Annotated in this window: 27 protein-coding genes and 2 pseudogenes; 20 read left to right on the top strand and 9 right to left on the bottom strand. The window is 67.4% G+C overall.

The annotated features are described in order from the left end of the window. Positions 1–22 precede the first annotated feature (22 nt). From ACWDTI_RS23745 to ACWDTI_RS23715, 7 genes are read left to right on the top strand one after another with little or no spacing between them, the layout of a single operon-like run. On the top strand, positions 23–910 hold the full coding sequence (locus tag ACWDTI_RS23745; protein WP_449740592.1) for an FAD binding domain-containing protein: 888 nt from the start codon (positions 23–25) through the stop codon (positions 908–910). Between the two features lie 33 nt (positions 911–943). Beyond that, positions 944–1459 carry a (2Fe-2S)-binding protein gene (locus ACWDTI_RS23740; RefSeq protein ID WP_449740591.1) on the top strand — a complete coding sequence of 172 codons (516 nt, stop codon included), beginning with the start codon at positions 944–946 and terminating at the stop codon, positions 1457–1459. Further along, a complete protein-coding gene (locus tag ACWDTI_RS23735) occupies positions 1456–3855 on the top strand; it encodes an aerobic carbon-monoxide dehydrogenase large subunit (protein ID WP_449740590.1) in 2400 nt (799 codons plus the stop codon). Before ACWDTI_RS23740 ends, ACWDTI_RS23735 begins: the two co-directional genes overlap by 4 nt. Positions 3856–3892: 37 nt before the next feature. Further along, positions 3893–4870: an XdhC family protein gene (locus ACWDTI_RS23730; RefSeq protein ID WP_449740589.1), complete on the top strand. Its 978-nt coding sequence runs from the start codon at positions 3893–3895 to the stop codon at positions 4868–4870. Next, entirely contained in the window at positions 4867–5481 is a 615-nt protein-coding gene (locus tag ACWDTI_RS23725; protein ID WP_449740588.1) for a nucleotidyltransferase family protein, read from the top strand. Before ACWDTI_RS23730 ends, ACWDTI_RS23725 begins: the two co-directional genes overlap by 4 nt. Further along, positions 5478–6362 carry an AAA family ATPase gene (locus tag ACWDTI_RS23720; RefSeq protein WP_449740587.1) on the top strand — a complete coding sequence of 295 codons (885 nt, stop codon included), beginning with the start codon at positions 5478–5480 and terminating at the stop codon, positions 6360–6362. The genes ACWDTI_RS23725 and ACWDTI_RS23720 overlap by 4 nt, the downstream gene beginning before the upstream one ends. A gap of 22 nt (positions 6363–6384) precedes the next feature. Then, positions 6385–7602 (top strand): vWA domain-containing protein, encoded by a 1218-nt coding sequence (locus ACWDTI_RS23715; RefSeq protein ID WP_449740586.1) that lies wholly within the window; start codon positions 6385–6387, stop codon positions 7600–7602. A 13-nt stretch (positions 7603–7615) separates the two neighbouring features. On the opposite strand, the gene ACWDTI_RS23710 is transcribed toward ACWDTI_RS23715, so the two are convergent. Continuing rightward, complete coding sequence (locus ACWDTI_RS23710; protein WP_449740585.1) at positions 7616–8584, bottom strand: LysR family transcriptional regulator; 969 nt, start codon at positions 8582–8584, stop codon at positions 7616–7618. A gap of 221 nt (positions 8585–8805) precedes the next feature. On the opposite strand from ACWDTI_RS23710, the gene ACWDTI_RS23705 reads away from it, so the two are divergent. Beyond that, positions 8806–10380, top strand: coding sequence for a DUF222 domain-containing protein (locus tag ACWDTI_RS23705; protein ID WP_449740584.1), 1575 nt, complete (start codon positions 8806–8808; stop codon positions 10378–10380). Between the two features lie 273 nt (positions 10381–10653). Beyond that, positions 10654–11076, top strand: coding sequence for a VOC family protein (locus tag ACWDTI_RS23700; RefSeq protein WP_449740583.1), 423 nt, complete (start codon positions 10654–10656; stop codon positions 11074–11076). Between the two features lie 16 nt (positions 11077–11092). Here the strand turns inward: ACWDTI_RS23700 and ACWDTI_RS23695 are convergent, their stop codons facing one another. After that, a complete protein-coding gene (locus tag ACWDTI_RS23695; RefSeq protein ID WP_449740582.1) occupies positions 11093–11521 on the bottom strand; it encodes a nitroreductase family deazaflavin-dependent oxidoreductase in 429 nt (142 codons plus the stop codon). A 145-nt stretch (positions 11522–11666) separates the two neighbouring features. Here ACWDTI_RS23695 and ACWDTI_RS23690 point away from each other — a divergent pair, with 145 nt between their 5' ends. Both ACWDTI_RS23690 and ACWDTI_RS23685 read left to right on the top strand, forming a co-directional pair. Further along, positions 11667–12245: a dihydrofolate reductase family protein gene (locus ACWDTI_RS23690; protein ID WP_449740581.1), complete on the top strand. Its 579-nt coding sequence runs from the start codon at positions 11667–11669 to the stop codon at positions 12243–12245. 114 nt (positions 12246–12359) lie between these two features. Beyond that, a complete protein-coding gene (locus ACWDTI_RS23685) occupies positions 12360–13712 on the top strand; it encodes a wax ester/triacylglycerol synthase domain-containing protein (RefSeq protein ID WP_449740580.1) in 1353 nt (450 codons plus the stop codon). Here ACWDTI_RS23685 and ACWDTI_RS23680 read toward each other — a convergent pair. Next, on the bottom strand, positions 13709–14353 hold the full coding sequence (locus ACWDTI_RS23680) for a TetR/AcrR family transcriptional regulator (RefSeq protein ID WP_449740579.1): 645 nt from the start codon (positions 14351–14353) through the stop codon (positions 13709–13711). The genes ACWDTI_RS23685 and ACWDTI_RS23680 overlap by 4 nt on opposite strands. A gap of 127 nt (positions 14354–14480) precedes the next feature. Between ACWDTI_RS23680 and ACWDTI_RS23675 the strand changes: the two genes are divergently transcribed. Further along, entirely contained in the window at positions 14481–15227 is a 747-nt protein-coding gene (locus ACWDTI_RS23675) for a nuclear transport factor 2 family protein (RefSeq protein WP_449740578.1), read from the top strand. A gap of 15 nt (positions 15228–15242) precedes the next feature. Here ACWDTI_RS23675 and ACWDTI_RS23670 read toward each other — a convergent pair. Then, positions 15243–16481: pseudogene (locus tag ACWDTI_RS23670) on the bottom strand (alpha/beta hydrolase family protein). 156 nt (positions 16482–16637) lie between these two features. Between ACWDTI_RS23670 and ACWDTI_RS23665 the strand changes: the two are divergent. Next, a pseudogene (locus ACWDTI_RS23665) lies at positions 16638–16981 on the top strand (substrate-binding domain-containing protein); the annotation flags it as partial. Between the two features lie 32 nt (positions 16982–17013). Here ACWDTI_RS23665 and ACWDTI_RS23660 read toward each other — a convergent pair. Together ACWDTI_RS23660 and ACWDTI_RS23655 are read right to left on the bottom strand one after the other, a co-directional pair. Then, positions 17014–17346, bottom strand: a complete 333-nt coding sequence (locus ACWDTI_RS23660; protein ID WP_449740577.1) for a VOC family protein — start codon at positions 17344–17346, stop codon at positions 17014–17016. An 8-nt stretch (positions 17347–17354) separates the two neighbouring features. After that, on the bottom strand, positions 17355–17564 hold the full coding sequence (locus ACWDTI_RS23655; RefSeq protein ID WP_449740576.1) for a hypothetical protein: 210 nt from the start codon (positions 17562–17564) through the stop codon (positions 17355–17357). A gap of 276 nt (positions 17565–17840) precedes the next feature. Here ACWDTI_RS23655 and ACWDTI_RS23650 point away from each other — a divergent pair, with 276 nt between their 5' ends. The 3 genes from ACWDTI_RS23650 (at position 17841) to ACWDTI_RS23640 (ending at position 20464) form a co-directional block, all read left to right on the top strand. Next, positions 17841–18491 (top strand): LysM peptidoglycan-binding domain-containing protein, encoded by a 651-nt coding sequence (locus ACWDTI_RS23650; protein ID WP_449740575.1) that lies wholly within the window; start codon positions 17841–17843, stop codon positions 18489–18491. A gap of 90 nt (positions 18492–18581) precedes the next feature. Continuing rightward, a complete protein-coding gene (locus tag ACWDTI_RS23645) occupies positions 18582–19085 on the top strand; it encodes a nuclear transport factor 2 family protein (protein ID WP_449740574.1) in 504 nt (167 codons plus the stop codon). A 68-nt stretch (positions 19086–19153) separates the two neighbouring features. Next, entirely contained in the window at positions 19154–20464 is a 1311-nt protein-coding gene (locus tag ACWDTI_RS23640) for an MFS transporter (protein WP_449740573.1), read from the top strand. A gap of 105 nt (positions 20465–20569) precedes the next feature. On the opposite strand, the gene ACWDTI_RS23635 is transcribed toward ACWDTI_RS23640, so the two are convergent. Then, positions 20570–20929, bottom strand: a complete 360-nt coding sequence (locus ACWDTI_RS23635; RefSeq protein WP_449740572.1) for a hypothetical protein — start codon at positions 20927–20929, stop codon at positions 20570–20572. 20 nt (positions 20930–20949) lie between these two features. On the opposite strand from ACWDTI_RS23635, the gene ACWDTI_RS23630 reads away from it, so the two are divergent. The 4 genes from ACWDTI_RS23630 to ACWDTI_RS23615 are packed head-to-tail and all read left to right on the top strand — an operon-like array spanning position 20950 to position 23786. Continuing rightward, on the top strand, positions 20950–21930 hold the full coding sequence (locus ACWDTI_RS23630) for an FAD:protein FMN transferase (RefSeq protein ID WP_449740571.1): 981 nt from the start codon (positions 20950–20952) through the stop codon (positions 21928–21930). Then, entirely contained in the window at positions 21927–22493 is a 567-nt protein-coding gene (locus tag ACWDTI_RS23625) for a ferric reductase-like transmembrane domain-containing protein (protein WP_449740570.1), read from the top strand. The genes ACWDTI_RS23630 and ACWDTI_RS23625 overlap by 4 nt, the downstream gene beginning before the upstream one ends. Continuing rightward, positions 22490–23572 (top strand): NADH-ubiquinone oxidoreductase-F iron-sulfur binding region domain-containing protein, encoded by a 1083-nt coding sequence (locus tag ACWDTI_RS23620; protein WP_449740569.1) that lies wholly within the window; start codon positions 22490–22492, stop codon positions 23570–23572. Before ACWDTI_RS23625 ends, ACWDTI_RS23620 begins: the two co-directional genes overlap by 4 nt. Beyond that, on the top strand, positions 23559–23786 hold the full coding sequence (locus ACWDTI_RS23615; RefSeq protein WP_449740568.1) for a ferredoxin: 228 nt from the start codon (positions 23559–23561) through the stop codon (positions 23784–23786). The genes ACWDTI_RS23620 and ACWDTI_RS23615 overlap by 14 nt, the downstream gene beginning before the upstream one ends. A 138-nt stretch (positions 23787–23924) precedes the next feature. On the opposite strand, the gene ACWDTI_RS23610 is transcribed toward ACWDTI_RS23615, so the two are convergent. Together ACWDTI_RS23610 and ACWDTI_RS23605 are read right to left on the bottom strand one after the other, a co-directional pair. After that, positions 23925–25364, bottom strand: coding sequence for a sodium:solute symporter family protein (locus tag ACWDTI_RS23610; protein ID WP_449740567.1), 1440 nt, complete (start codon positions 25362–25364; stop codon positions 23925–23927). After that, positions 25361–25639, bottom strand: a complete 279-nt coding sequence (locus tag ACWDTI_RS23605) for a hypothetical protein (RefSeq protein ID WP_449740566.1) — start codon at positions 25637–25639, stop codon at positions 25361–25363. The genes ACWDTI_RS23610 and ACWDTI_RS23605 overlap by 4 nt, the downstream gene beginning before the upstream one ends. Positions 25640–25693 lie beyond the last annotated feature (54 nt).

The following is a 25693-nucleotide window of genomic DNA, read 5'->3' as shown; positions in this document are numbered from 1 at the left end:
TCATCGCAGCAGAGGAGACACCATGCAGGTTCCGGCACCATTCGAGTACGAACGCGCGACGAGCGTCGACGACGCCATTCGGCTCCTCGGTCAGCTCGGCGACGAGGCGCGTCTGATCGCGGGTGGCCACAGTCTCCTCCCGATGATGAAACTCCGGCTGGCCACACCCGAATACGTCATCGACATCAACGATCTGCACGACGAACTCGGCTACATCCGATTCACCGACGACGACGTCCGCATCGGCGCCCTGACCCGGCACTGCGAACTGCTTGCCAGCGACCCACTCTTCTCGACCTTTCCGATCTTCCGCGACGCGGAGAAGGTGATCGCCGACCCGGTGGTCCGCAACCGGGGAACGCTCGGCGGTTCCCTGTGTCAGGCCGACCCCTCCGAGGACCTGTCGAGCGTGTGCAACACCCTCGATGCGAGTTGCGTCATCCGCGGTGCGGAGGGCGAACGGGTCGTCACGATGGAGGAATTCCATCGTGGTCCCTACGAGACCGCCGTCGAGCAGAACGAGATGCTCACCGAGATAAGGATTCCGGTGCGTTCCGGCGGCAGCAGCGCGTACGAGAAGGTGGAGCGCCGTGCCGGTGACTGGGCGGTGGTCGCCGCCGGCGCGGCGCTGTGGCTCGCCGATGGCGTGATCGCCGATGCGCGAGTCGGTTTGGCCGCGGTCGGCGCCAACACCACGGGGATTCCCGCGATCTCGGAGGCGCTGCGTGGTCAGGAGCCGACCGAAGCCGCCTGGGAGCGTGCCGGAGCGATCGCCGCCGAATCCTGCGATCCGGTCACCGATGGCCGCGGAACCGCCGACTACAAGCGACATCTCGCCGACGAACTGACCCGACGCGCACTTCGCCGCAGCGCGGCGCGGTTGGGTGTCGCCAGCGCCGCCACCGCCTGATCCGACAACAGCCCTGGGACAGAGGAGAATTCGATGCAAGTGACGATGACCGTCAACGGCGAGTCGGTGACCCGCGACATCGAGCCGCGGCTGTTGCTCGTGCATTTCCTGCGCGACCATCTCGCGCTCACCGGCACCCACTGGGGGTGCGACACCAGCAACTGCGGCACCTGCGTGGTGCAGATCGACGGGCAGCCGGTGAAGTCGTGCACCATCCTCGCCGCGATGGCCGGTGGCCACGAGGTGCGGACCGTCGAAGGGCTCGAACAGGGCACCACCCTCGACCCCATCCAGCAGGGATTCATGGAATGCCATGGGCTGCAATGCGGTTTCTGCACACCCGGCATGCTGATGACCACCCGCGCGCTGCTCGACGAGAATCCGGACCCGAGCGAGGACGAGATCCGCGAGGCGATCAGCGGGCAGATCTGCCGCTGCACCGGTTACACGACGATCGTGCGGTCGGTGCAATGGGCCGCACGACATTCGAATGGTGCTGTCGCGGAACAGGCCACCACCGACGACACCACGGCAGGAGCGGTCCGATGACCATCACCACGCCCCCCGAGCCGACGGCGGCGGATCTCGTCGACAACAACCAGAAGCCGGTCGGCTACGGCCGGATGCTCCGCAAAGAGGATCCGCGCTTCATCCGGGGCCTCGGCCGGTACGTCGACGACGTGCAGCTGCCCGGCATGCTGCACATGGCGATCCTGCGTTCGCCGGTCGCCCACGCCAGGATCGTCAGCATCGACACGTCGGCGGCCGAGGCGTTGCCGAAGGTGAAGGCGGTGATCACCGGCGAGACCCTCAAAGGCCTTGGGCTGGACTGGATGCCGACGCTGTCCAACGACGTGCAAGCGGTGCTCGCCACCGACAAGGTCCGCTTCCAGGGTCAGGAGGTCGCCGCGGTGGTGGCCGAAGACCGTTATGCGGCACGGGATGCGCTCGAACTCATCGACGTCGACTACGAGATCCTCGACGCCGTCCACGACGTGCGTAAGGCGCTCGATCCGTCGGCGCCGGTGATCCGCGACGACCTCGAGGACAAGACCGACAACCACATCTTCGACTGGGAGACCGGCGACAAGGCGGCCACCGAGGCGGTGTTCGCGTCGGCCGACGTGGTTGTCACCCAGGACATGGTCTACCCCAGGGTGCATCCGGCCCCGATGGAAACCTGCGGCGCCGTCGCCGATTTCGACCGGGTCGATGGCAAACTCACGCTCTGGTCGACGAGCCAGGCGCCGCACGCCCACCGCACCCTGTACGCGATCGTGGCCGGCATCCCGGAACACAAGATCCGCGTCATCTCACCGGACATCGGTGGCGGATTCGGAAACAAGGTGCCGATCTACCCCGGATATGTGTGTGCGATCGTCGGATCCATCGTCACCGGAAAGCCCGTCAAATGGATGGAGGACCGCACCGAGAACCTGACCAGCACCGGTTTCGCCCGCGACTACATCATGCGCGCGGAGATCGCCGCCACCAACGACGGCCGGATCCTCGCCATCCGCACCAATGTGCTCGCCGACCACGGCGCGTTCAACGGCGTTGCGGCACCAGTGAAGTACCCGGCCGGTTTCTTCGGCGTCTTCACCGGCAGCTACCAGCTCGAGGCCGCCTACTGTTCGATGACCGCGGTCTACACCAACAAGGCTCCCGGCGGGGTGGCCTACGCGTGCTCGTTCCGGATCACCGAGGCCGTCTATCTCGTCGAACGGCTGGTGAACTGCCTCGCCTACGAACTGAAGATGGATCAGATCGCATTGCGGCGCAAGAACTTCATCCGCCCCGACCAGTTCCCGTACACCACCAAGACCGGGTGGGTGTACGACTCCGGCAACTACGACGAGGCGATGCGCGAGGCGATGCGGATCGCCGACTACGACGCGCTGCTGGCCGAACAAGCCGAAAAGCGTGCGCGCGGTGAGCTGATGGGGATCGGCGTGGCCTTCTTCACCGAAGCGGTCGGTGCCGGACCGCGCAAGGACATGGACATCCTGGGCCTCGGCATGGCCGACGGCTGCGATGTGCGGGTCCACCCGACCGGGAAGGCCGTCGTCCGGTTGTCGGTGCAGTCGCAGGGCCAGGGTCACGAGACCACCTATGCGCAGATCGTCGCCGAGGAACTCGGCATTCCGCCCGACGACATCGATGTGGTCCACGGCGACACCGACAACACCCCGTTCGGTCTCGGTACCTACGGCAGCCGCTCCACACCGGTGTCAGGGGCGGCCGCCGCGGTCGCGGCCCGCCGGATCCGGGACAAGGCGAAACTCATCGCGTCGGGGATGCTCGAGGTCTCCGTCGCAGATCTGGAGTGGGAGAAGGGGTCTTATCACGTCAAGGGTGACCCAGGGAAGTCGGTGACCATCTCGGAGATCGCGATGAAGGCGCACGGTGCGGGTGATCTGCCGCCCGGTGTGGAAGGCGGGTTGGATGCGTCGGTGGTGTACAACCCCGCGAACCTCACCTATCCGTTCGGCGCCTACATCTGCGTCGTCGACATCGATCCACAGACCGCGGTGGTGAAGGTGCGACGATTCGTCGCCGTCGACGACTGCGGAACCCGCATCAACCCTATGATCATCGAGGGCCAGGTGCACGGCGGCCTCACCGATGGCGTGGGTATGGCGCTGATGGAGATCATCGAGTTCGACGAGTCCGGCAACTGTCTGTCCGGGTCGTTCATGGACTACTTGATCCCCACCGCGCTCGAGGTCCCGCACTGGGAGACCGGGTCGACCGTCACGCCGTCGCCGCATCATCCGATCGGCGCCAAGGGTGTCGGCGAGTCCGCCACGGTGGGTTCGCCGCCGGCGGTGGTCAATGCCGTGGTGAATGCGTTGGAACCCTACGGTATTCGGCACGCCGACATGCCGCTGACACCATCGCGGATCTGGGAGGCGATGCAGGGTCGGCCACGGCCGCCGATCTGATCGCAGCCGGATCACGAGGAAAGGACAGGAGCAGCCCATGTCGCCGGACGGTCGGAGGTCACTCACCGAACTCGCCGCCGAACTCGGCCGCGCCCGCGTCGCCTATGCGTGGGCGACGGTGGTGCGTGCGCAAAAGCCCACGTCGGCACATGCCGGCGATCAGGCGTTGGTGACCGCCGACGGCCTGATGCACGGCTTCGTCGGCGGACAATGCGCCGCCGAATCGGTGCGGCGCGCCGGCCTCGACGCGATCGACGACGGCAAGGATCTGCTGCTGCGCATCCTGCCGGATGGCGAGGACACGTTCCCGGAGACCCCGGGTGCGCGGGTGGTGGTGAATCCGTGCCTGTCCGGAGGCGCCCTGGAGGTGTTCATCGAACCGGTGTGCTGTGCGCCGATCATCCAGGTCGTGGGGGACACACCCATCGCGCAGGCCGTCATCGACCAGGCCCGGCTCCTGGGATTCGAAGTGACACAGGAGGACTCGGTACGTCTCGCCGATTCGGATGTCGGGGCGGACCCACCGGTCGTGACGATCGTGTCGATGCACGGCGGTGACGAGGCCGCGGTGATCCGCGCGGCGATCGACCGAGACGTGCCGTTCGTCGGCCTCGTGGCGAGTCGCCGGCGTGGGGCCGCGGTGCTCGATGCGATGGAACTATCTGCGCTGCAACGGGACCGGGTCCACACCCCGGCCGGTCTCGACATCGGTGCCGTCACCCCCGCCGAGATCGCGCTGTCGATCCTCGCGCAGGTGGTGGCCGCCATTCGACGCGACGGCATGCGGGCACCGCGTTCTGCCGCAACCGATCTCGATGGCGATCACGAAAATGCCAGCGCCGCAGCCTCGCCCGCCGAAACACGCGAGGTCGACCCGATCTGCGGCATGACGGTGGTCGTCACCGACAGCACGCCACGTCACGACGACGATTCTGGTTCACACTGGTTCTGCTGCGCGGGATGTCGAGACGCCTTCATCGCCCGCACGAGCGGTGGTCTGCAGGCGGCCCGATGACCGCTCCGGTGTGCGCGGTCGTACTCGCGGCCGGCAGGTCCCGTCGCCTCGGCCGGCCCAAACAGCTTCTGCCGTACAGGGGCACCACGTTGCTGGGGGCCACCCTCGACAACGTCCGCCGGATGGGATTCGACCAGATCATCGTCACCCTCGGCGCCGCGGCCGACGACATTACCGCCCGAGTGGATCTGCACGGCCTCACCGTTGTCGTCAACGACGAGCACGCATCCGGCTGTGCGTCGTCGATCGGTGCGGCAATCGCACAACTCGACCCACGCGCCGCCGGAGCGGTGCTGCTGCTCGGCGACCAGCCCGGTATCCGGGAAGCGGCGGCCCGATCCCTGGCGGCAGCCGCTTCCGGAGCGCCGCTCGGCGCATGCCGCTACCGCGACGGCCTCGGTCATCCATTCTGGTTGGGACGCAGCATCTTTCCTCAGCTCCAAACACTCCACGGCGACAAGGCCGTCTGGAAGCTGATCGACGCGTCAGGACCCGACCTGGTCACGGTCGACGTCGACGACGCTGTTCCCCTCGACGTCGACACCGACGACGACTACCGGGCGCTGCTTGCCCAGGACGACGACATACCCGCGACGGGCCGGGCACGATGACCGCGCCGAATCCGCTGTTTGCCTCGCCACGCGACGTCGCCGAACGGCTCGACGCCGTCGACTACCTGGCCGACGACGGCCTGGCCACCGCGCTCTTCCTCGCGACGTCACTCGAGATGCCCCTGCTGCTGGAAGGCGAACCGGGCGTGGGCAAGACGTCGGCGGCCCTCTCGCTGGCCGCCGCGTTGGACACCGACCTGATCCGCCTCCAGTGCTATGAAGGGCTGGCCGCGCACGACGCCCTCTACGAATGGAACTATCAGCGTCAACTGCTGGCGATTCGACTGTCCGAGGCGCGCGCCGAGTCGATCTCCGACGCCGACCTGTACGCACCGGAATACCTGTCCGAGCGGCCGCTGCTGGCGGCGATCCGATACCACGGTGCCCGGCCTCCCGTCCTGCTCATCGACGAGATCGACCGTGCCGACGACGAATTCGAGGCCTTGCTGTTCGAGTTCCTCGGCGAGGGTGCGGTGTCGATCCCGGAACTCGGCACCATCCGGGCTCAGCGCCGCCCGGTGGTCGTCCTCACCTCCAACCGCAGCCGCGAACTCCACGACGCGCTGCGGCGGCGATGTCTGTACCACTGGATCGCCTATCCGGGCGCCGAGCAGGTCGCGGCGGTGTTGCGCCGCACCGTGCCGGGCGCGCCGGAGAGTCTCATCGCCGATGCCGCGGTGTTCGTCGGCCGGGTCCGCGAACTCGACCTCGACAAGCCGCCGGGCATGGCCGAGGCCATCGACTGGGTGTCGGCCCTGATCACGCTCGGGGTCGCCGAGTTGATGCCGGACACACTGCGCCCGACGCTGGGTACCCTCGTCAAGACACCCGACGACCACGACGCCCTGGTCGACGCGCTGGATCGGGGAGCGGTGCTGTGACCGGACAGCGGTGCGACCGCCGATGACCGCCGGACCGATCCTCGCCGGCGTCGATCGGGCGGCCTTCGCCGCAGGTTTCACCGATCGGCTGCGCTCCGCGGGCGTCCCGGTCGGTCAAGCCGACGCCGCCGTCTTCGGCCGAGCGCTCGGCACGCTGCCCCGCACTGCGCTGGCCGATCGCCGGGAACTCTATTGGTTAGCGCGGATCACGTTGGTGCGCAGGCGCTCTGATCTGGCGGTGTTCGACGCCGTGTTCGGTGCGGTGTTCGACCACGCGGTGTTCTCGCTCGACCCGGTTGCCTTGCGACGCACTTCGTCGGCGGGCCCACTCGCCGACCAGGAGTTGGCCGTGCCCGCACCCCATGCCGACGACACGGCCGATGCCGACGGCCTGCCCTGGGCGACGCTGCCGCGGATGTCGGTGGACGAGGATTCCGGTGACGACACCGACGCTGCGCCGGTGTGGATACCGAGACCGAGCGCGATCGAGTCGGTCGCGCGGATTCCCTTCGACCAGTTGGACTCCCGCGAGTTACAGCGCGTCGAGGACTGGCTCGACGAGGCGATCGAGGTGTGGCCGCGGCGTCGCAGCCGACGCGAGCGGGTGGTCTCCGGCGGTCGGTGGATCGACTTGCGCCACACCTTGGTTCGTGCCCGCCACACCGGATGGGAGATCGCCGACGTCGCCTACCGCGGCCCGATGTGGCGGCAGCGCCGCATCGTGATGATCTGCGATGTCTCGCAATCCATGCAGGCCTACACGAGCGTCTACCTGCACGTCATGCGTGCGCTGTCGCGGCGTGGCCGCGGCGAGACGTTCGCCTTCGCCACCCGGCTCACGCGGATGACGCCCATCCTGGCCCGCAAGTCCATCGACGATGCGGTCGAGGCGGCCGGCGAGAAAGTGGTGGATCGGTTCGGCGGCACCAGGATAGCGGCAAGCCTGGACGAGTTGCTGCGGTCGCGACATGCGTCGGCGCTGCGGGGATCGATCTGCGTGATCGCTTCCGACGGTTGGGATTCCGATGATCCGTCGGAGATGGACCGGGTGATGGCGAAGATCGCGCGACGCGCATTCACCGTGATCTGGCTCAATCCGCGGGCCGGGGTTCCCGGCTATCTGCCGCTTGTGGGCGGGATGGCCGCCGCGCTCCCGTACTGCGATCGGCTACTCCCCGCCGCGACCGTCGACGACCTGTCGGGCATGATCACGGCCATCACCCAGGCCCGCCGCCGATGACGCACCCGCGGCGTCAATTCCACAGCGTCACATAGACCGCCGGACGGAAGTTCTTGACGGGCACACCTGTGCCCCGCAGCATCGCCTGGATCGCTTTCGGTGTCCCGACAAATCGCATGAGTTCACCAGCCGTGCGAGTGGGTTCATGCGCGAGAGTCATTGCGCACCAGATATTCCGGCTCTGCACGTGCGCGCCCGACACCCGGGCGAGGCGTCCACTCTGCAATTCCGCGCGCACCGCGAACGTGGGGGCCAGAGTCAATGCGGAGCCGCGTTGGGTCTCCTCCCAGGCGGCGGCATCGCTCTGGAAGATCCGTTGTCGGTCGTCGGGCACGCCGAGTCGCCTGACCATCGCGGGGATGGCATCGTGGACGACGGCTGCCGACGGTCCGAGATTCCATGTCGCGCAGGCGAGTTCCTCCGGGCTGGCCCGTCGTTGTGTGAACGGATGAGTGGGTGCGGCCAGCGCCTCCACGTCATAGGTGAGGAAGTCCTTGATCGTCAGAGTGCGGCCGCTATCGGTCACCTCAGCGTCGAGCGGTGCCGGCCCGATCGCGACGTCCACCGCGCGGGACGTGAGGAGCGAGGCGAACCGGTCCGGTGACTGCACGCTCAGCTCGACCTCGAGATCGTTCGCGCGCTTGGTGAACAGGTCGATCAGCCCGCTCGCCGCGTGCTCGGCGAACAGGCTCGACGACGCGAGCCGGATCGTGCGTCGTCCTTCGGCGGCGGCCCCGACCTCGCTGATGGTCTGATCTTGGAGGCCCAAGATCTCCACGGCGCGCGCCGCGAGCCGCAGTCCGCCCGGCGTGAAGGCGAGCCCCGATCGTGTCCGGCCGAACAGTTGGTCGCCGAGACTCTTGCGGAGTGCCGCCACATGCATCGACACCGCCTGTTCGGTGAGTTCGAGTTCGGCAGCGGCCTGCTTGACCGAACCCGTCCGCACGATCGCGACGAACGCGCGGAGCTGGGCAGGGGTCATGACCTCATGCTAGGTGTGCTGTTCACGAGTTGGTCGGGGTTGCCGGGCTGTGGGGTCATCGATGTGGACGCCGCAGAGGGTTCCTCGCCGCACTGGAACCGACCGACCGCGCACGAGGCCCCGCCGCGAAGGTGCATTCTGGTCCTGCTTGCCCCTTGCCTCTGACCAGCGCATCCGATAGACTATCGAACATCAGTTCGAATAGATCGAGAGGGGGCTCGATGACCGGCGACACCACCACCGGCGGCAACGTCGCGGAGATCGTCGGGCTCTACCGCGAACTCGACGACCTGCTCGATCGGATCGCCGCCGTCGACTCCACCCCGGCCTCCTCCGACGAGATCGTGGCAGTCGCCGACACCCATGAACGCTCCGCGCGGCGGATGAGCTTCTACGGGTTGCAGCGGCTGCTGGAGTGTTCGGACCGCAACATCGTCGCCGAGGAAGGCTACCGCTCCCTCAGTGATTTCATGGTGGACCGGTTGCGGATCACCGACCCCGGCCGACGTCGCAAGCAGATGGCGGCCCTGCTGTCGTTGCACGCACTGTCGGGGGAGTTGCTCGATCCGCAGTGCCCGACCCTGGCGGAGGCGTACGCCGAGGGTGCGATCGGTGTCGATCACGCGGTCACGGTGATCACCACCCTCGACAAGCTGCCCACGACGCTCGACGCCGAGCAACGAGCCGCGGCGGAAAAGTTGATGGCCGACTACGCGCGGGTGCACACCCCGAAAGAGTTGACCACCCTCGGCGCGCGGCTGCTGGCCCATCTCGATCCCGATGGCGCCCTGAACGACGAGAAGGATCGGGCGCGGCGACGCAGCCTGCACCTGTCCAAGCAGGACGCCCAACTCATGAGTGCCCTCGAAGGTCAGTTGGATCCGGTCACCCGCGCCCTGTTGGACGTGGTGCTCGACGCGTGGGCGGCGCCCGGCATGAACCACCCCGACGACGATGCATCACCCACGGGAAGCAAGGACGATGCCGATCCCGAGGCCCTGAAGCAGGCAGCCGAGCGGGACCTCCGCACGCCGGGGCAACGCAACCACGACGCGCTGCACGCGCTGTTGCAGGCGGTCGCCGACGGTGGGCTACTCGGCAAGAGTCACCGCGGGCTGCCGCCACACCTGATCATCACCATCAGCGAAACCGAACTGCGCGAGCGCGCCGGGGTGGCGACCACCGCCGGTGGGGCTCTCCTGCCGATCGCGGATGTGATCGAACTGGCCGCCGAGGCGCAGGAGCATCTGGCGGTGTTTGCCGACCACACCGCCCAACCGTTGTATCTGGGGCGGGCCAACCGGTTCGCCAGCCAGGCCCAGCGGATGATGCTGCTGGCCCGTGACGGCGCCACCTGCACCTGCCCGGGTTGTAGTCAGCCGTTCACCCGCACCGAAGCGCATCACGCCGAACAAGACTGGGTCGACGGCGGGCTCACCGACATCCAGGATCTGGCTGCCGCGTGCCCGACCCACAATCGGATGGTCGGCGACAAGCCGGGCCAGTGGTCGACCCACATCGTCACCGACGGACCTGATGCCGGCCGCCCGGCCTGGACGCGTAACGGCCGCCGTGGGAAGGGTCGACCGCGGGTGCAAGTGGATCGCACCCGGGAGGTGGCCGAGGCCTTCGCCCGCCACCGCCGCCACCCAGACCGGCGCAGGTCACCCCAGAATCGTTCCGGCACAAGCGAACCCAAAACCCCGACCGGACCGCCCGGCCACCCCGAGGAACGCCGACGAGTCGGCCGGCTGATCGCCGCCGGGTGGTCCGTGAACGTCGTCGAGTTGGGGTGACCCTTCGAGACGCTCGCTCGGCCAGCGCCTCGCGGGCTCCTCAGGGAGCGGAAGGAGACGCTCGCGGGTCCTGCGTAAGCGAGCTTGCGAGCGCACCGAAGGGCGTTCCTCGCGGGCTCCTCAGGGAGCGGGAGGAGACGCTCGCGGGTCCTGCGTAAGCGAGCTTGCGAGCGCACCGAAGGGCGTTCCTCGCTCGCTCCTCAGGGATCGGTTTCGCCGTCTGCGATCACCGTCGAGCGTAGGGTTGTCGCCACACCCAACTAGGGAGGCATCATGGCGAACCTGGTCGTGCACTTCGAGATTCACGCAACCGAGCCGCAGAAACTGATCGACTTCTACTCCGGGCTGTTGGGCTGGTCGTTTCAGCAGTTCGGCGACATGCCCTACTGGGCGATCATGACCGGCGACGGCGCGATGTCGCAAGGCGCTGCGGGACATGGGATCAACGGCGGACTGACCCAGCGCCGGGGTCCGCGCCCCGAGGTCGGCGCGCCGGTCAGCGGCTGCAACATCGTCGTCGCGGTCGACGACGTGGACGCCACCTTCGCGCGCGGACTCGACCTCGGCGGCACCGAGGCCCTCGCACCCGACGACATGCCCGGGGTGGGCCGTCTCGCCTATCTGGTGGACCCCGACGGGAACGTCTTCGGGTTCCTGTCGCCGATACTGTCCGACGGCACCCGGGCGATGGGCTGACCCCGCGCCGCCCGCCTCACACCACCGTCAACTCGACGATCGCGAGCGGGCGGGTCGTCTTCTTCTGGTACTGGGCGTAGCGCCCCTTGTTGACCTTGTCCACGATCGTGAACCGGCGTGCATAGTCGGCATCCTCGGGGTACGTCGGGCGGGCGGTGGCATGCATCGTGCGCCGGCCGACCTGGATCTCGACGTCGGGGTCGGCCTTCACATTCGCCAGCCAGCCGGGCGGCCTCGGTGAGCCACCGTTCGAGGCGACGACCAGATACCGTTCGCCGTCGCGCCCGTAGGTCAGCGCGCTGCATCGCGGTTGCCCGGTCCGGCGGCCGGTCGTGCGGAGCAACAGCGTCGGATTGCCGAACAGCAGACGATGGCCGACGAGACCGCCGGAATTCTCGTAGATCCACTGGTGCAACTGCAGGGCGCGGACGAACAGCGAGGTCATGGGCATCTTTCGTGTCGAGGAGTGGGGCTGGGCGGTCTGGTCTGTTTCCGTGCCGCCTCCCGCTGCTCCCGAGGAGCGATGAGTTTCGCGATGGCCTCACGTCTGTACCCGCAGAACCCGATCAACGGTACCCAAGGAGAGCATCATGACCGCGACCTACACCTTCGACGTCTTCTCCAGCCTCGACGGATTCGGCAGCGTCAGCGGCGGAGACTGGGGCGGTTACTGGGGTAAGCAAGGACCCGAACTTCTGGAGCACCGTCTCGCCCTGTTCACCCCGGAACAGCGGATGATCCTCGGGCCCAACACCTATCGGCTGTTCGTCGAGCTGTTCACCTCGGGAGCCGACGAGTCGGTGTTCGACCCGTGGGTCACGCGGATGCGCAACCTGCCCGCGACGGTGGTGTCGACCACCCTCGACGGCCCCCTCGACTGGCCGGACGCCACCGTCGTGAGCGGTGACGCCGTCGACGTCGTCGCGCGGCTCAAAGAGGAATCGGACGTGCCGTTGCGCTCGCATGGCAGCCTCGCGATGAACCGGGCGCTGATGGCCGCCGGCCTCGTCGACCGTGTCCAGGTGACGCTGTTCCCGGTGATCACCGGCCAGACCGGCGACAGCCCGATCTTCCGGGGTGCCGCCGACTTCGACCTCGAGCTGCTCGAGAGCCGGACGCTCGACGGCAACATCCAGGAGCTCACCTACCGGCCCACGCTGCACGTCTGAGTTCTGCACCATCTCGCCTCGAGACGAGCGGCCCGCCAACTGAGTGTCGAAAGACTCTCCCGCGTGTGACGCCAGTGGCCAATACTGGACATTGTGAGCAACGATGCCCTCCGGATGACCCAAACGGACATGTTCTCCTGGCGCATGGAGCAGAACCCGATTCTCCGCTCGACGGTGGTGGTGGTCATGCTGCTCGATGTCTCACCGGACTGGGATCGCTTCGTCGCGACTGCCGAGCGCGGGGCCCGGGTCCTGCCGGCGATGCGCCGGAAGCTGGTGCCCGATGTCGGTCTCGCGCCGCCACGATGGGTCGACGACCCGGACTTCGACCTGAGCTGGCATGTCCGCCGACTCGACGCCCCGTATCCCAAGAACCTTCAAGGCGTGCTCGAAGTCGCCCGCACCAAGGCCATGTCCGCATTCGATCCGGCGCGACCGATGTGGGAGTACACGCTCCTCGACGGTCTCGAGGAGGACGGAGCGGCCGCCGTGGTGATGAAGTTCCACCACTCGATGACCGACGGGGTGGGCGCGATCCGCATCGCTGCGGAGATCATGGATTTCGAACGGTCGGGGACCGCGCGGGAACCAGTACCTGACACCGGAGTGGTCGCCGGCGCTCCGTCGGTGCTCGACACCGCCGGCTGGTACGCATCGTCGGCCACCTCGCTGGTGCGTGAGTCTGTGTCGGTCGCGGTGCGGCTCGGTGCTCGGCTGGTCATCCGCCCGATCCAGGCGGTGCGTGGTGTCGTGAAGACGGTCGTCTCGGTCGCTCGCATCGTCGAACCCGTGATGACGACGCAGTCGCCGGTCATGACCGACCGCAGCACGCGGCGCCACCTGGCGACGCTGGACGTTCCGGTCGACAAATTGACGGCCGCGTCGCATATCGGCGGCGGAACCCTCAACGACGCGTTCCTCGCCGGAATCGTGCTGGGCATGCGTGAGTACCACCGCCGCCACGACGCGCAGGCCGATCGGTTGCGGATCACCATGCCGATGAACCTCCGGCCCGACGATGACGAGGGAGTCGGCGGTAACCAGATCACGTTGGTGCGCTTCGTGATTCCCTGTGACATCGCCGACCCGAAGGAACTGATCGCCCGAATCCACGAGATCGTCGTGAACTGGCGCCTCGAGCCTGCGGTGCCGCTGGCCCAACCGATCGCCGGGGCGCTCAACGTGCTGCCCTCCGCGGCGGTCGGCGCGATGCTCGAGCATGTCGACTTCCTGGCCTCGGATGTGCCGGGATCTCCCGTCCCGCTGTATATGGCCGGAGCGAAGATCACCAAGCAGTACGCCTTCGGCCCGACCATCGGGGCCGCGTTCAACGTCACGTTGCTGTCCTATATCGGCGACTGCTGCCTGGGCATCGACGTCGACGACGCCGCCGTACCGGATCTCGATGTCCTGGTCGAGAGCCTCGGCGTCGGATTCGCCGAAGTGTGCGATCTGGCGACGATCTAGCGAAGCCAGGGCCGGGACGAGGCCGCGTCACCCTCGTCGGTCAACCCTGCGATCGCGAACACCAGATCGACGGCCGCATCGACCAATCGCTCCGGGTCCACGCGGAGGCGCCCGTCGGAGTAGTCGAGGTAGAGCGCGACCAGGGCACCCGACAACGCAGTCGCCGAGATCGCCAGCGACGCGTCGTCGTCGGCGACGGAGTCACGTCCCAGCACCGGGGTCAGTGTCCGGACGAACGCCGGAATGCGGGCCGCGCTGTGCTCGCGAAGAACCTCGTTGGCCAGAGGTTCCCGAAGGAGGATGCGGGCGCGCCGCGGATCGTCGTCGAAGAAGTCACGGAAGGCCTCGAAGATCGCCCGAACCGATTTCCGCAGAGTGTCTTTGGTGCCGACGGAGGTGATCCGCTCGATCATCTGTGCCTCGACGCGGTCGTACACCGCCGTCAGGAGTTCGTCGGTGGATGCGAAGCTCTCGTAGAAGTACCGCGGGCTGAGATTGGCGGCGCGCACCACCGCGCGCATCGTCACCGCGGACGCTCCGGAGTCGCCGAGCAGTGCCTCGGCGACGGCCAGGATCTCTTCACGCCGCTCCGACGAGCGGACATCAAGCGGCTGTCCGCGCCACAGCTTCGGAGAACTCACCCTGCCATCTTGACACCGCCTCTGCGCGACGCAGGCCGGCACGGGAGATATTGACATCAACCGATTCAACATGAATCATGCGATACAACTTCGGATGCAAGCGGCGGATCGGCGGGGAAGGCGAAGCATGTACAGCGAGGAAGCGTTTCAGGAGGCCTTGTCGCAACCGAGGCTGTCGCGGCCGGTGCCCGAGTTCCTGGACTCCAATCGAGCGGTGCCGATTCGGGCCATCCCCGAGGCGGAACTGCAGGCCACCACCCTGGAGTGGTTCGAGATGTTCGACAAGAAACTCGACTACCTCAGTCGGGTGCACGACCGGGATCTGACGTGGTTGATGACGTGGGCCAAGAAGTACTGGTGGAGTTTCCTCGTCCGCGACATGAGCATCAACGACGAGCTGTACGCCGCCGACGTCCGCTACACCGACGTCACCACCTTCGGCCGCACGATCGTCGGCATCGACGACTTCGTCACCTACAACTTCGCGTTCTTCGACGCCATCCCGGACTGGCGCTACGATCCGCTGCCCGACCAGGTGTACGTCGACGTCACCCCGGAAGGGCTGGTACGCATCGTCATCCGTTACATGGGTAGCGGCCACTGGAGTGGGCCCTTGCGCCTGTATCCGTACGACGACACGGCCCCAACGATCTACGGCAACGGCCGGTTCATCCAGGCTCCGGCCGTCGATCGCTACCACTTCAACGCCGACCGCCTGATGGCCGAGGGGGAGACCCTCTATGACTTCCTCGACGCGGTGCAACGCGCCGGCGTCCTGCCGCGCGACGACAGTTGGCAATTCCGCACCTTGATGGGCGCCTCGAAGATCCCCGCGATCACCCGGCGGATCCGGCAGCGACTCGGTCGCGGCTGACGGGCGCCGCACGGTTCAGACGCTCGCCAGGGTGTCGTCGAGCCAGTCGAACATGCGCTGATCGGTCAGTGCCCGCGCCATCGGCTGGCAGTGCCAGCTCGCGCCCTCCGCGGCGGTGAAATCGACGACGGTGGTGTCGCCGCCGGACATCGCGGCCAAACGCGCGGACTGCCCCGGCCAGAACTGTTCGTGTTCCGGTGCGGTGATCAGCATCGGGGTCCGGATCGATGCCGCGACCTCGGGCGTGAGTGTGTACTGCGCAACGGTTTTCATCGTCGCCGAGAAGGAGTCCTGGCCGTAGGGACGGGCGCGCCAATCCCACAGGCGCTTGGTGGCCTTGCTGGTCTTCATGCCGATCGACATCATCTGATCGAACTCGTGGTCCTTGCCCTCCGCCAGCACCTTTCTCAGCGATTGCGGTAGACCGGCCAGCCACGACTGCTCGACGTCCACCACACCGGGGTCGGCAATCGCTGCCGCGTAACGATTTTCGAAGGCGATGGACCGGGACACCCAGTAACCGGCCTGGCTGATGCCATAGACCGCGAGACGGTCGGTGTCGACTCCGGCCAATCCGACGACGACGTCGGTCACCGGTGTGAGCACGGCTTCCCAATCCGGTCGGAACAGCATGCCGTGTTCGAACAGCATGGACTGCTGTCCCGGGCCGTCGAACATCACCACGCGGTATCCGCGCTGCAAAGCGCCGTGGGCGCCGGACGACCACTGACCCGAGACCGCCCCGTCGCTGCCGTTGACCATCACCAGTGTGGGCCGTGCGGCGTCGCCGGCGTCGGTGGGTGAGAGATACCAGCCGGGCAGGGTGGTCCCCGCGTAAGGGATCGAAAGGCGTTGGGCGACAAACGGACCGTTGTCGATGAACATCTCCTACGCGGCCCGATGCGCGGCGAACACCGGCAACCGCTCGGCATCGTCGGCGATGCCGTCGAGGGCGTCGAAGGCCTCGGACAGGTAGGTGGCGGCACGCAGGTAGGTGAAGGCGGCACTGACGCGATGTCCGCGCTCGGCGATACGGTCGGCGTCGGTGGCCAGTCGGGTGCCCAGAGCGTGCCACGCCTCGTACCAGTCCCGGTCGTGTCCGTCGCCGACCCCGTCGATCGTGGCGAGTACCTCTCCGGCGTCGGCGGCACCGGAGGTGCAGTAGCCGAGCAGCAGTCGTACGGCGTAGTCACGGCCGTCGTCGGAGTAGAAGCCGTTGCGGAAGGCGGTGTGGGGAGCGTGGGGGAGGTGCATCGGGTGTCCTTGTCGGGTCGATTGTGCTGATGTCATCGACTCTGCTCTTGCCGGCTGTGGACAACATCTGTCGGATGACGGAGATTTCGCTGCCACTCACGCAGGCGACCGCAGGAGGTCCGAGAAAGTGACCTCGACCCCCTTGACACCGCAGTCGGCTACGGGATCACCGAGGGCGACCTCGGAGGTGGCGAGCTGTTGTCGCAAAAAAGTCGTCCCACTGCGGTTTTCGCGGCCAACGACAACATTGCGGTAGGGCTCTACGCGGCTGCGCACCGACATGGGCTGACGATTGGCGACGATCTCGCTGTCGTGGGCTACAACGACACGCCGCTCGCGGCACACCTGCCCGTACCTTTGACATCGATGCGCACCCCCTTCGATCTGATCGCATCGACCGCCTCGAATTGATGCAGGCCGAGCAACCGGTGCGGGACCCGATCCGCAAGGCGCTGCCCACCTTGATGCCGCGGCAGTCGTCGGGGCGACACCGCAGGTGACGGAGCTGGGATCGATCCCGGACTGCGCCCCATCACCCCAGACCGCCCACCCCGACCTCGTTGCCGTCCGGATCGCGGAACACGGCCTTGTGCACGCCATTGGCGTAGGCCTGATGTGATTCTGGCTCGACGCCCCGGCCGGCCGCCGACGTGAGGAATCCGTTCAGGTCCTCGACGAAGAGCGTGACCCGCCCGTGCCCGGCGTCCTCGGGCGCGACCACGACATAGACATGACCGTGCTCGATCACCGTCCAGATCCGCTCGATGTCGTTCGGGTGATACGACTCCACGTCACCGAGAAGCCGGTCGAACCAGTCGACGGCGCGTGGCAGGTCGCTGACCGGGATGCCGGCGAAGAGATCCATGGTCGGTGTCAGGCGTCATCGGACGGCCCGGGATTGGTTCCGCCGTCGGTGATGTCGAAGGTCTTCCACTCGTCGTTCTCCCACACCTGCATGGCCATGCCGAGTTCGTCGTCGGGCGCCTGCTCGGTCTTGAACCAGTTGTAGGCGGTAGGCGAGTCGTCAAACTCCTTCTCGGCCCGGATATCTCCGTGCGCGTCGATGACTCGATAGTTCGCCATGGGGTGCTCCTTGGACAGATGGACGTTCGCCGCCAACGCTACGAGGGGCTGCGCGATGCACAGCGTGATCGTCGCGGGATGTTGCCGGATAGTCGTCGGGGTCACGTGCAGGTAACGGTCATCGGGCGCGGATCACGCTCCGCCTGCCGTCACCGCGGCGGCCGCCGGGTCCAATCGATGGGGTAGTCGACTACTCACGACATCCGCCCTCGGTCACGGGATTCTGAGAGTCGTGGCGCCGCGGCGTGCGTCGGCACACAGACGAGGAGCCAACCAATGATTGTCAAATATCAAGTCGTCCGCGGCGATACGCTCTCCGGCATTGCTCAGCGCTTGTACGGTGACGGCCGGCTGTTCGGGGTCATCAGCGCGTTCAACCGCATCCCCGATCCCGACAAGATCTCCGTCGGGCAGATTCTGGAGATTCCAGGCGTCACATTCAGATATCGGGTGGCCAATGGCGACACCAAACAGTCCATCGCGAATCGCTTCTACGGAGACGCGACGCTCAGTGAGGTCTTCGAGATCCCGAACGGAGCTGCCCAGCGCAACCTTGTCGTCGGTGAATGGCTGGTGATCCCCGACCTCAACGACCCCGACCATCACACGGTGGTGCACGGCGAGACATGGAAGGTGCTCGCCGAGCGATGGTATGGCGACCCGCTCCTCTGGACCATGGTGGCCGTCGCGAATCGGCGCTTTGACGAGCCGATGCCGGGCCAAGTGGTGATCCAGCCCGGGTTGAACCGCCGGCACACCGTGGTCGCCGGGGACACCCTGTGGGCGCTTGTCGAGCACAACTACGGCGACGGCGGTGACGAACGAACGCGCACCCTGGTCGCGATGGTGGCCGCTGCCAACGCGATTGCCGATCCGAACCTCATCCAGGTCGGCGCGCGCATCTGGTTCCCGTCGCTCGATGGGTAGCCGTGATCGTCGGGGGTCATGTCACCTGGTCCGTGGTCGGCTGGGTACGTCACCGGGGCGAACTCCGCATGCAACCCGCCGAATCAAAGAGTGAGTACGTTGGTTGAGAGCGACGACCGAGCCACTGCGCGGGTGACCCGACGTCAGTCACCCGCGCTGGACGACCTCATCCGGCGCAACGACGATGCCGCTGTCGCGTACATCAACGGCGAGGTCGACCGTTACCTGGAATTGGTCAGGCACACGGACGATTTCACGTTGCTGGGGCCGTTCGGCGGGGAACCGGGTCCCGACTCCGATCACTCCGACGAGGCGAAGCGCGCGACGGCGGAGTTCTTCCAGGGCGGTGACGCCACCCTGGAAGTCTTCGCGACTTACGCGTGCGAGGACCTCGCGGTGCTGGTCGGCATCGAACGTCAGCACGGCACGGTTGGCGGACGCGAGCAGGACTGGTCGCTGCGCATCACACTCGTCTACCGCCACGACGGCACCGACTGGCGTCTGGTCCACCGGCACGCCGATCCGCTGGTGCACCCGATCGACTTCGACGGCCTCGCCCGGCTGGCGCGTGGGGCAGGCCCGCCGGCCGGGTAGTGCGCACCGGCGGTGGACAATGAACAGGTGATCGACCCCGACGAGATGCCCCAGCCGCCGAGCCATCGATGGTGATCGGACGACCCCGCACTTCCCAGGCGATGACGATCTGGCTCGTCGGGCTCGCGGTCTACTTCGTCGCGGTCCTGCACCGGTCGTCGCTCGCGGTCGCCGGTTTGCTGGCCGCGGAGCGTTTCGACATCAGTGCCTCGCAGCTGTCGACCTTCGTCGTGCTGCAGCTGCTGATCTATGCGCTGATGCAGGTGCCGGTCGGCCTCCTGGTCGACCGATTCGGGCCGCGGCGCGTGCTGCTGACGGGCACCCTGATCCTCACGTGCGCTCAGCTGAGCTTCGCGTTCGCCGACAACTACGGGTGGGCGCTGTCGTCGCGATTCTTCGTCGGGGTCGGCGACGCGATGACGTTCGTGTGCGTGCTGCGCCTGGTCACCTCGTGGTTCCCGGTCCGCCGCATCCCGCTGATGACACAGTTGACCGGTGTGCTGGGCCAGCTCGGCGCGGTCGCCGCAGCGGTGCCGATGACCTGGGCGTTGTCGACGCTGGGCTGGACCCGCGCCTATCTCGTCACCGCCGCGATGGGTGCGGTGCTGCTCGTCGTCGCGTTGGTGGTGGTGCGCGACTCGGTCGACGCGCGGTCGACGTCGGGCCCCGCACTGGGGTTGGCCGGAATCCGCGCGAGCGTGTGGGCGTCGTGGGAACATCCGGGCACCCGACTCGGGTTCTGGATGCATTTCTCCACCCAGTTCAGTGCGACGGTACTCGGGCTGCTGTGGGGCTACCCGTTCTTCGTGCAGCGGGAGAGCATGAGTTCGGAGTCGGCCGGCGTGCTGCTGACGATCATGGTGCTCTCGATCATGGCCTTCGGCCCGGCATTCGCGTGGCTGATCACCCGGTGGCCGTGGCACCGTTCGACGCTCGTGCTGCTGGTGATCGCCTCGATCGCCACCATGTGGGCGGTGGTGCTGTCCTGGCCCGGCGATGCACCGTACTGGCTGCTCGTCGCCCTCGTCGTCGTGTGCGGGATGGGCGGTCCGGCGTCGATGGTCGGGTTCGACGTCGGACGGACATCCAACCCGCTGTTCCGGGTGGGTACCGCCACCGGAATCATCAACCAGGGCGGCTTCTTCGCCAGCCTGATCACGGTGGCCATGATCGGTATCATCCTCGACTGGCGCACACCGGACGGCGTCGCGGGCTACACCCGTGAGGCATTCACCTGGGCGATGTCGTCGCAGTTCCTCCTCTGGGGCATCGGCGCGCTGCAGATCTGGCGCTACCGGCGCAAGGGTCGCAATCGCCTGCTCCACGACGACCCGATGCTGTGGTCGCAGCAGTCGGGGCGGCCGTTGCCCGAGACATAACGCCGCACGCAACCGACCCCAAGCTCGCTTACAGCGAGTCTTAAGGATCCGTGTGGACCATGGTGACCAACCCACCAAGTCCTGAGGTCGTGACCGACTGGACGGTCACCCGAGGAGTCCACGAATGGCGCCGAACGCGAACCTCGTCAGAGTCCGCTGGATGACGGCGGCCGCGTGCGCCGCCGGCGTCGTCGCCACCGCCGGCATCGCCGGCGGGCTGGCCGCCGTCACGCACGCCGATGCGCCCGCCTCCTCGAGCACGCCGAGCACCACGCCCACCTCGGGTGAGACCCCGGATTCCGGGAGCACGAGCAGCGGTTCGGACGGCGGATCGTCGTCGGGCAACTCCGACACCACCTCGCCGGGCTGGTCGGACACCGCACCCTTCCAGGGCGGCGGCGGCAGCCCCCACGCCAACACCGGGGCATCCTGATGACCGCCCTCATCGATCGCGACTGCCCCCACGCCAACACCGGGGCATCCTGATGACCGCCCTCGTCGAGCGCGACTGCACCTACGCCGTCGACTTCGCGGCCATCGGCACCCACATCCGGTTGGTCACCACCGACTCCGTCGCCCTGCCCTCCGCCCGGACCATGCTCGCCGCACTGCTCGACGACCTCGACCGCGCCGCGTCGCGGTTCCGGGCCGACGCCGAGATCAGCCGGATCAACGCGGCGAGCACCGCCGCGCACGGCCTCAGGGATGACGAGATCATCGTCCGGGTGTCGGGCCTGCTGGCCGCCTGCCTGCGAGCCGCCCTCCGGACCGAGGCGTTGACCGAAGGACTCGTGACTCCCGCGGTCGGACAGGCACTCTGCGACGCCGGCTACGACGACGATCTCGCCCGCGTGCGCAGTCGCGCGCCGCGACGCCGTTCGGCGCCACCGGAACCGGCACCAATCGACCCAGCGCGGCTCGACGGTCAGACTCTGACCCTGCGTGCCGGCACCCGGCTCGACCTCGGCGCCAGCGCAAAGGCATACGCCGCCGACGAGTTCGCGCGTCTGATCGCCGCGGAGGTCGGCGGTGGCGTACTCGTCGACCTGGGCGGCGACCTCGCCACCGCTGGCCGACCACCTCGGCACGGGTGGCGGATCGGGGTCGCCGACGCAGACGGCCGCACCCGGCACACGGTGACCGCGTCGCACAACCAGGCCTTCGCCACCTCGTCGACCCAGGCCCGTACCTGGACTCACGATGGCCGCGCACACCATCACATCATCGACCCCCGGACCGGTCTTCCCGCCGACACCCGGTGGGCGCAGATCACCTGCGCCGGTCCGACCGCCCTGCAGGCCAACGCCGCCGCGACCGCGGCCGTCATCCTGGGTGACGACGCGATCGACTGGCTGACCGCGCGCCACATCCCGGCGTTGTTGATCACGACCGCGGGGAAACGACACCGAGTCGGCGGCTGGCCGCTCGACGACGACACGATGAACACGGCAGGGAGTCGGCGATGAGTGGTATCTGGTTGTGGTTCCTGTCGCGTGGGGCCGGCGTCGCCACCCTCGTCTTGTTCACCTCGGTCGTCGTGCTGGGTGCCGCGACGGCGAGTCCGCGCCGGACGCAGGCGTCGTCCGCGCTGGTGATCACCGCCCTGCACCGGACGCTGGCGCTCGGCGCCGTGGTGTTCCTCGGGTTGCATGTGGTCACGGCGATCGTCGACACCTACGTCGACATCGGGTGGATCGCCGCGATCGTCCCCTTCACCTCCGGATATCAACCGGTCGGCGTCGCATTCGGCACGCTGGCGCTCGACGTGGTCGCGGCGATCGTCATCACGTCGCTCCTGCGTCACCGGGTACCGGAGCATCGGTGGCGCACGATCCATTGGGCCGGATACGCATTCGCGGCGCTGGCGGTGATCCACGGTTTCCTGATGGCGACCGACGACCAGCCCGTCCTGCTCGGCATCACCCTCGCCTGCGGGGTGACCATGCTTGCGGCGCTCGCATGGCGCCTCGTCCATGCCTCGCCGGACCGCCGTCGCCGACGGGTGGCGCTATCCCAGGAGTGGATGTGACAACTCTCGCAGATCTGATCGCCGACGCCGGGCTCACCGGGCGCGGTGGTGGGGAATTCCCGACCGCGGTGAAGATCGCAGCGGCGCAACGCAACAATGCCGAGCTGATCGTCAACGCGTGCGACGGCGAACACGGTGCGGCCAAAGACGGATGGGTGATCGCCCGGCATCTCGACGAGGTGGTCACCGCTGCCCGGCGGATCGTCGGCGATCGCTTCCGGATTGCCGCGCACCGGGATTCAGCAACACTGCAGACGCTCCAGCAGGCCGGCATGCCGTCCCTGAGCGTGCCGCACCGCTACGTCTCCAGCGAAGAATCGGCACTGGCCAACCTGGCCAACGGCGGACTGGCGCGGCCGCTGTCACGAACGTCGCCCCTCGTCTCCGGAGTACTCGCACCCGACGGCCGGGCGATTCCGCCGACGCTTGTCCTCAACGCCGAAACGCTGTGGCGCATAGAGCAGATCGTGCAGCGAGGACCACGATGGTTCCGCTCGACGGGCACCGCGGACGAACCCGGGCCGCGGCTGGCGACGATCAGCGGGGTCGTGGCACGCCCCGGTGTCTACGAGACGTATGCGGGAACCTCCGTCGGCGGTCTGATCGATCTGGCCGGTGGACTCGTCGCCCGTTCAGAAGTGCTGTGGCTCAACGGTATCGGTGGCGGTTTCCTGCCGCTGTCCGGCGCGGCCGGGGTGGCGTGGTCACGCGCGGGATTAGGGGAGCACGGCCTGCGTATCGGGCCGGCGATCGTGCACGTCGTCGACGCGCGGGTCGATCCGTGGCCGTTCATCACCCAGGTCGTCGAGTATGCCGCGGCGGAATCGGCAGGGCAGTGCGGGCCTTGCATGTTCGGGCTTCCCGCGGTGGCCGACGACCTGGCGATGGTTGCCTCCGGTGAAGCGTCGCACGAGGATTGGCGCCGGTTCCGGCGTCGCCTCGCGCTGCTACCCGGCCGCGGAAGCTGTCGTCACCCCGATGGCGTCGCCAACTTCCTCGCCTCGGCTCTACGGATGTACGGCCATCGGCTACCCGCCCTGCGTGACCACCGACCGGGAGTTCGCCATGTCGCTTCGTGACCGGATCGCCGGTGTCGCCCCCGCCGGCGAACAGACCCGTCTGGGGGTCGACCGCATCGCCTGCACGGGCCATGGGGTGTGCGCCCAACTCCTCGGCCCCGCAGTGACTCTCGACGAATGGGGCTATCCGATCATCGCGGACGTGCCGATCGACTCCGGCGAGGGTGGGCAGGCGATCAGATTGTGCCCGGCCCGAGCGCTGCGCTGGCGGTGACCGACACCACGGCATGCAGCACACCTGCGGACGGGCCTCGAGTGCGTAGTGCACTCGAGACCCATCCACAGACGTGCCCCATGCCAACGGTCAATCCACTGTCATCCCGCCGGGGGAGAGATCGTGGAGCCGACCGGGTCAGCTTCCAACCGCTACCGGGGCCTCCACGGTGACCGGGCTCTTCGCGGGTGCCGGACGAAACGCCCGCCGAATCGCCTCGGCAACAATGAGAACGAGGAGATTGGGTGCCAGCGAGACCAGCCCGGAGTCCCAACTGCCGATCGGCACCTCCGCAAACGTCAGCACGATGACGCTGGTGATGCCGGCGATGGCGCCGAGCAGGACCGGCACCGCGCCCACCCGTACCCGCGACGCGAGTGCGATGACGATGGCCGGGATGAGCTGCGCGAGTCCGCCATAGGTGATCAGCAGCAGTTCGGTGATGTTGGACTTCTTGAGCCCGAACGACAGTGCGGCGATCGTCGCGAGCACCACGACACCGTGATTGACGCGCAACGCGATCCGCGGGTTCTTGATCGTGATCAGGTTGCGGGTGACGAGCGTGGAGATACCCATCGCGATACCTGCCGACGGAACCATGGCGGCCGATGCGCCGGCGACCGCGACCAGACCCACCAACCAGTCCGGCAGCGTATGCGTGGTGATGCCGAGCAGGGCGCCGTTCGACGGGGTCGACGGGCTGATCACCAGGACCGCGGCGAACCCGATGAAGATCGGGAGGAACAACGCCAGCTGATAGAGCGCGAGCCACTTGTAGTTCGACCGCAACACTTCGGCGCTGCGTGCAGCGAGCACCGGCGGCCACAGATGCGGGAAGGTGTTGAATCCCGCGGCCAAGGTCGTCACGATGACGGCCGTCACGAAGAAGGTGGTGTCGAAGCCCGTCGCATGCAGGGTGAGCATGGTCGGATCATGTTGTGCCACAGTCTGGAAGACCGCAGGAATGCCGCCGAGCGAGATCATCACACCGCCCGCCACCACCAGCAGCGCCACCACCATCAGGATGTCCTTCAAGTAGGCCACGCGAGCGATACCACGAATGCCGGAACGGGTCACGAAGAGCGCGACGAGGATGCTGGCGATGACCATGGACAGCCCCCGGGCCGCCTCGGAACCGGAGGCGAGCTGGACGATCAGCCCGAGTCCGGTGATCTGCAACTGCAGGTAAGGGATGAGGCTCAAGGCGCCCACCACCGCGACGACCCGGCCGAGAGCACGCGACCGGAAGCGGTCGGCGAGGAAATCTGCCTGCGTCACATAGCCTTTGCCTATCGAGAGCGTACGGATCCGGGGCGCGACGAAATACAGGAGTACGGCCGACAGCGATAGGTATGCCACGGCGAAGGTGGCGCTGGCCCCGCCGGCGAATGCGATGCCCGCCAGACCGAGGAAGCTGAAGGTCGTGAGGGATTCTCCGGCCTGGAGGAACCACGATGTCCAGCGAGGGATGTCGCGTTCGGCAACTGCCCAGGACTCGACGTCACGGGCGCGGGTGCGCCCGGACATGCCGATCGCCGCGATGAGGGCGATTCCGACGATGGTGATACCCAGGATCATCGGGTCGCCTCCCGGTTGGCTGCGGACAGGGCGGCTTCCAATTCCATTTCGGCGGCGTCGGTTTCGAGACCGCCGTCACGGCGATAGCTGAACTCGACGAGGTTCATGGCGACGACCGTGAGGAGCACACAGCCGAACGTCCAGACCAGCACCGATGGCACGCCGAACCAGAGGGAGTCGGTGTTGACGAACGGCAGGAATGGGGTGATGAGGAAGGCGGCGCCCGGGATCGCCGCGATGGCGATTCGCCGGGGACTGGCGAGTTGTGTTCTCATGGGATATCTTTCGGGTTCGAAAGTGCGGAGGGATGGACAGATCCGATCCGCCGG

It is taken from the genome of Gordonia sp. NPDC003424 (genome assembly GCF_053588655.1).
Note: the sequence above shows the minus strand (reverse complement) of the source record. Positions and strands in the feature narration are given on the sequence as shown.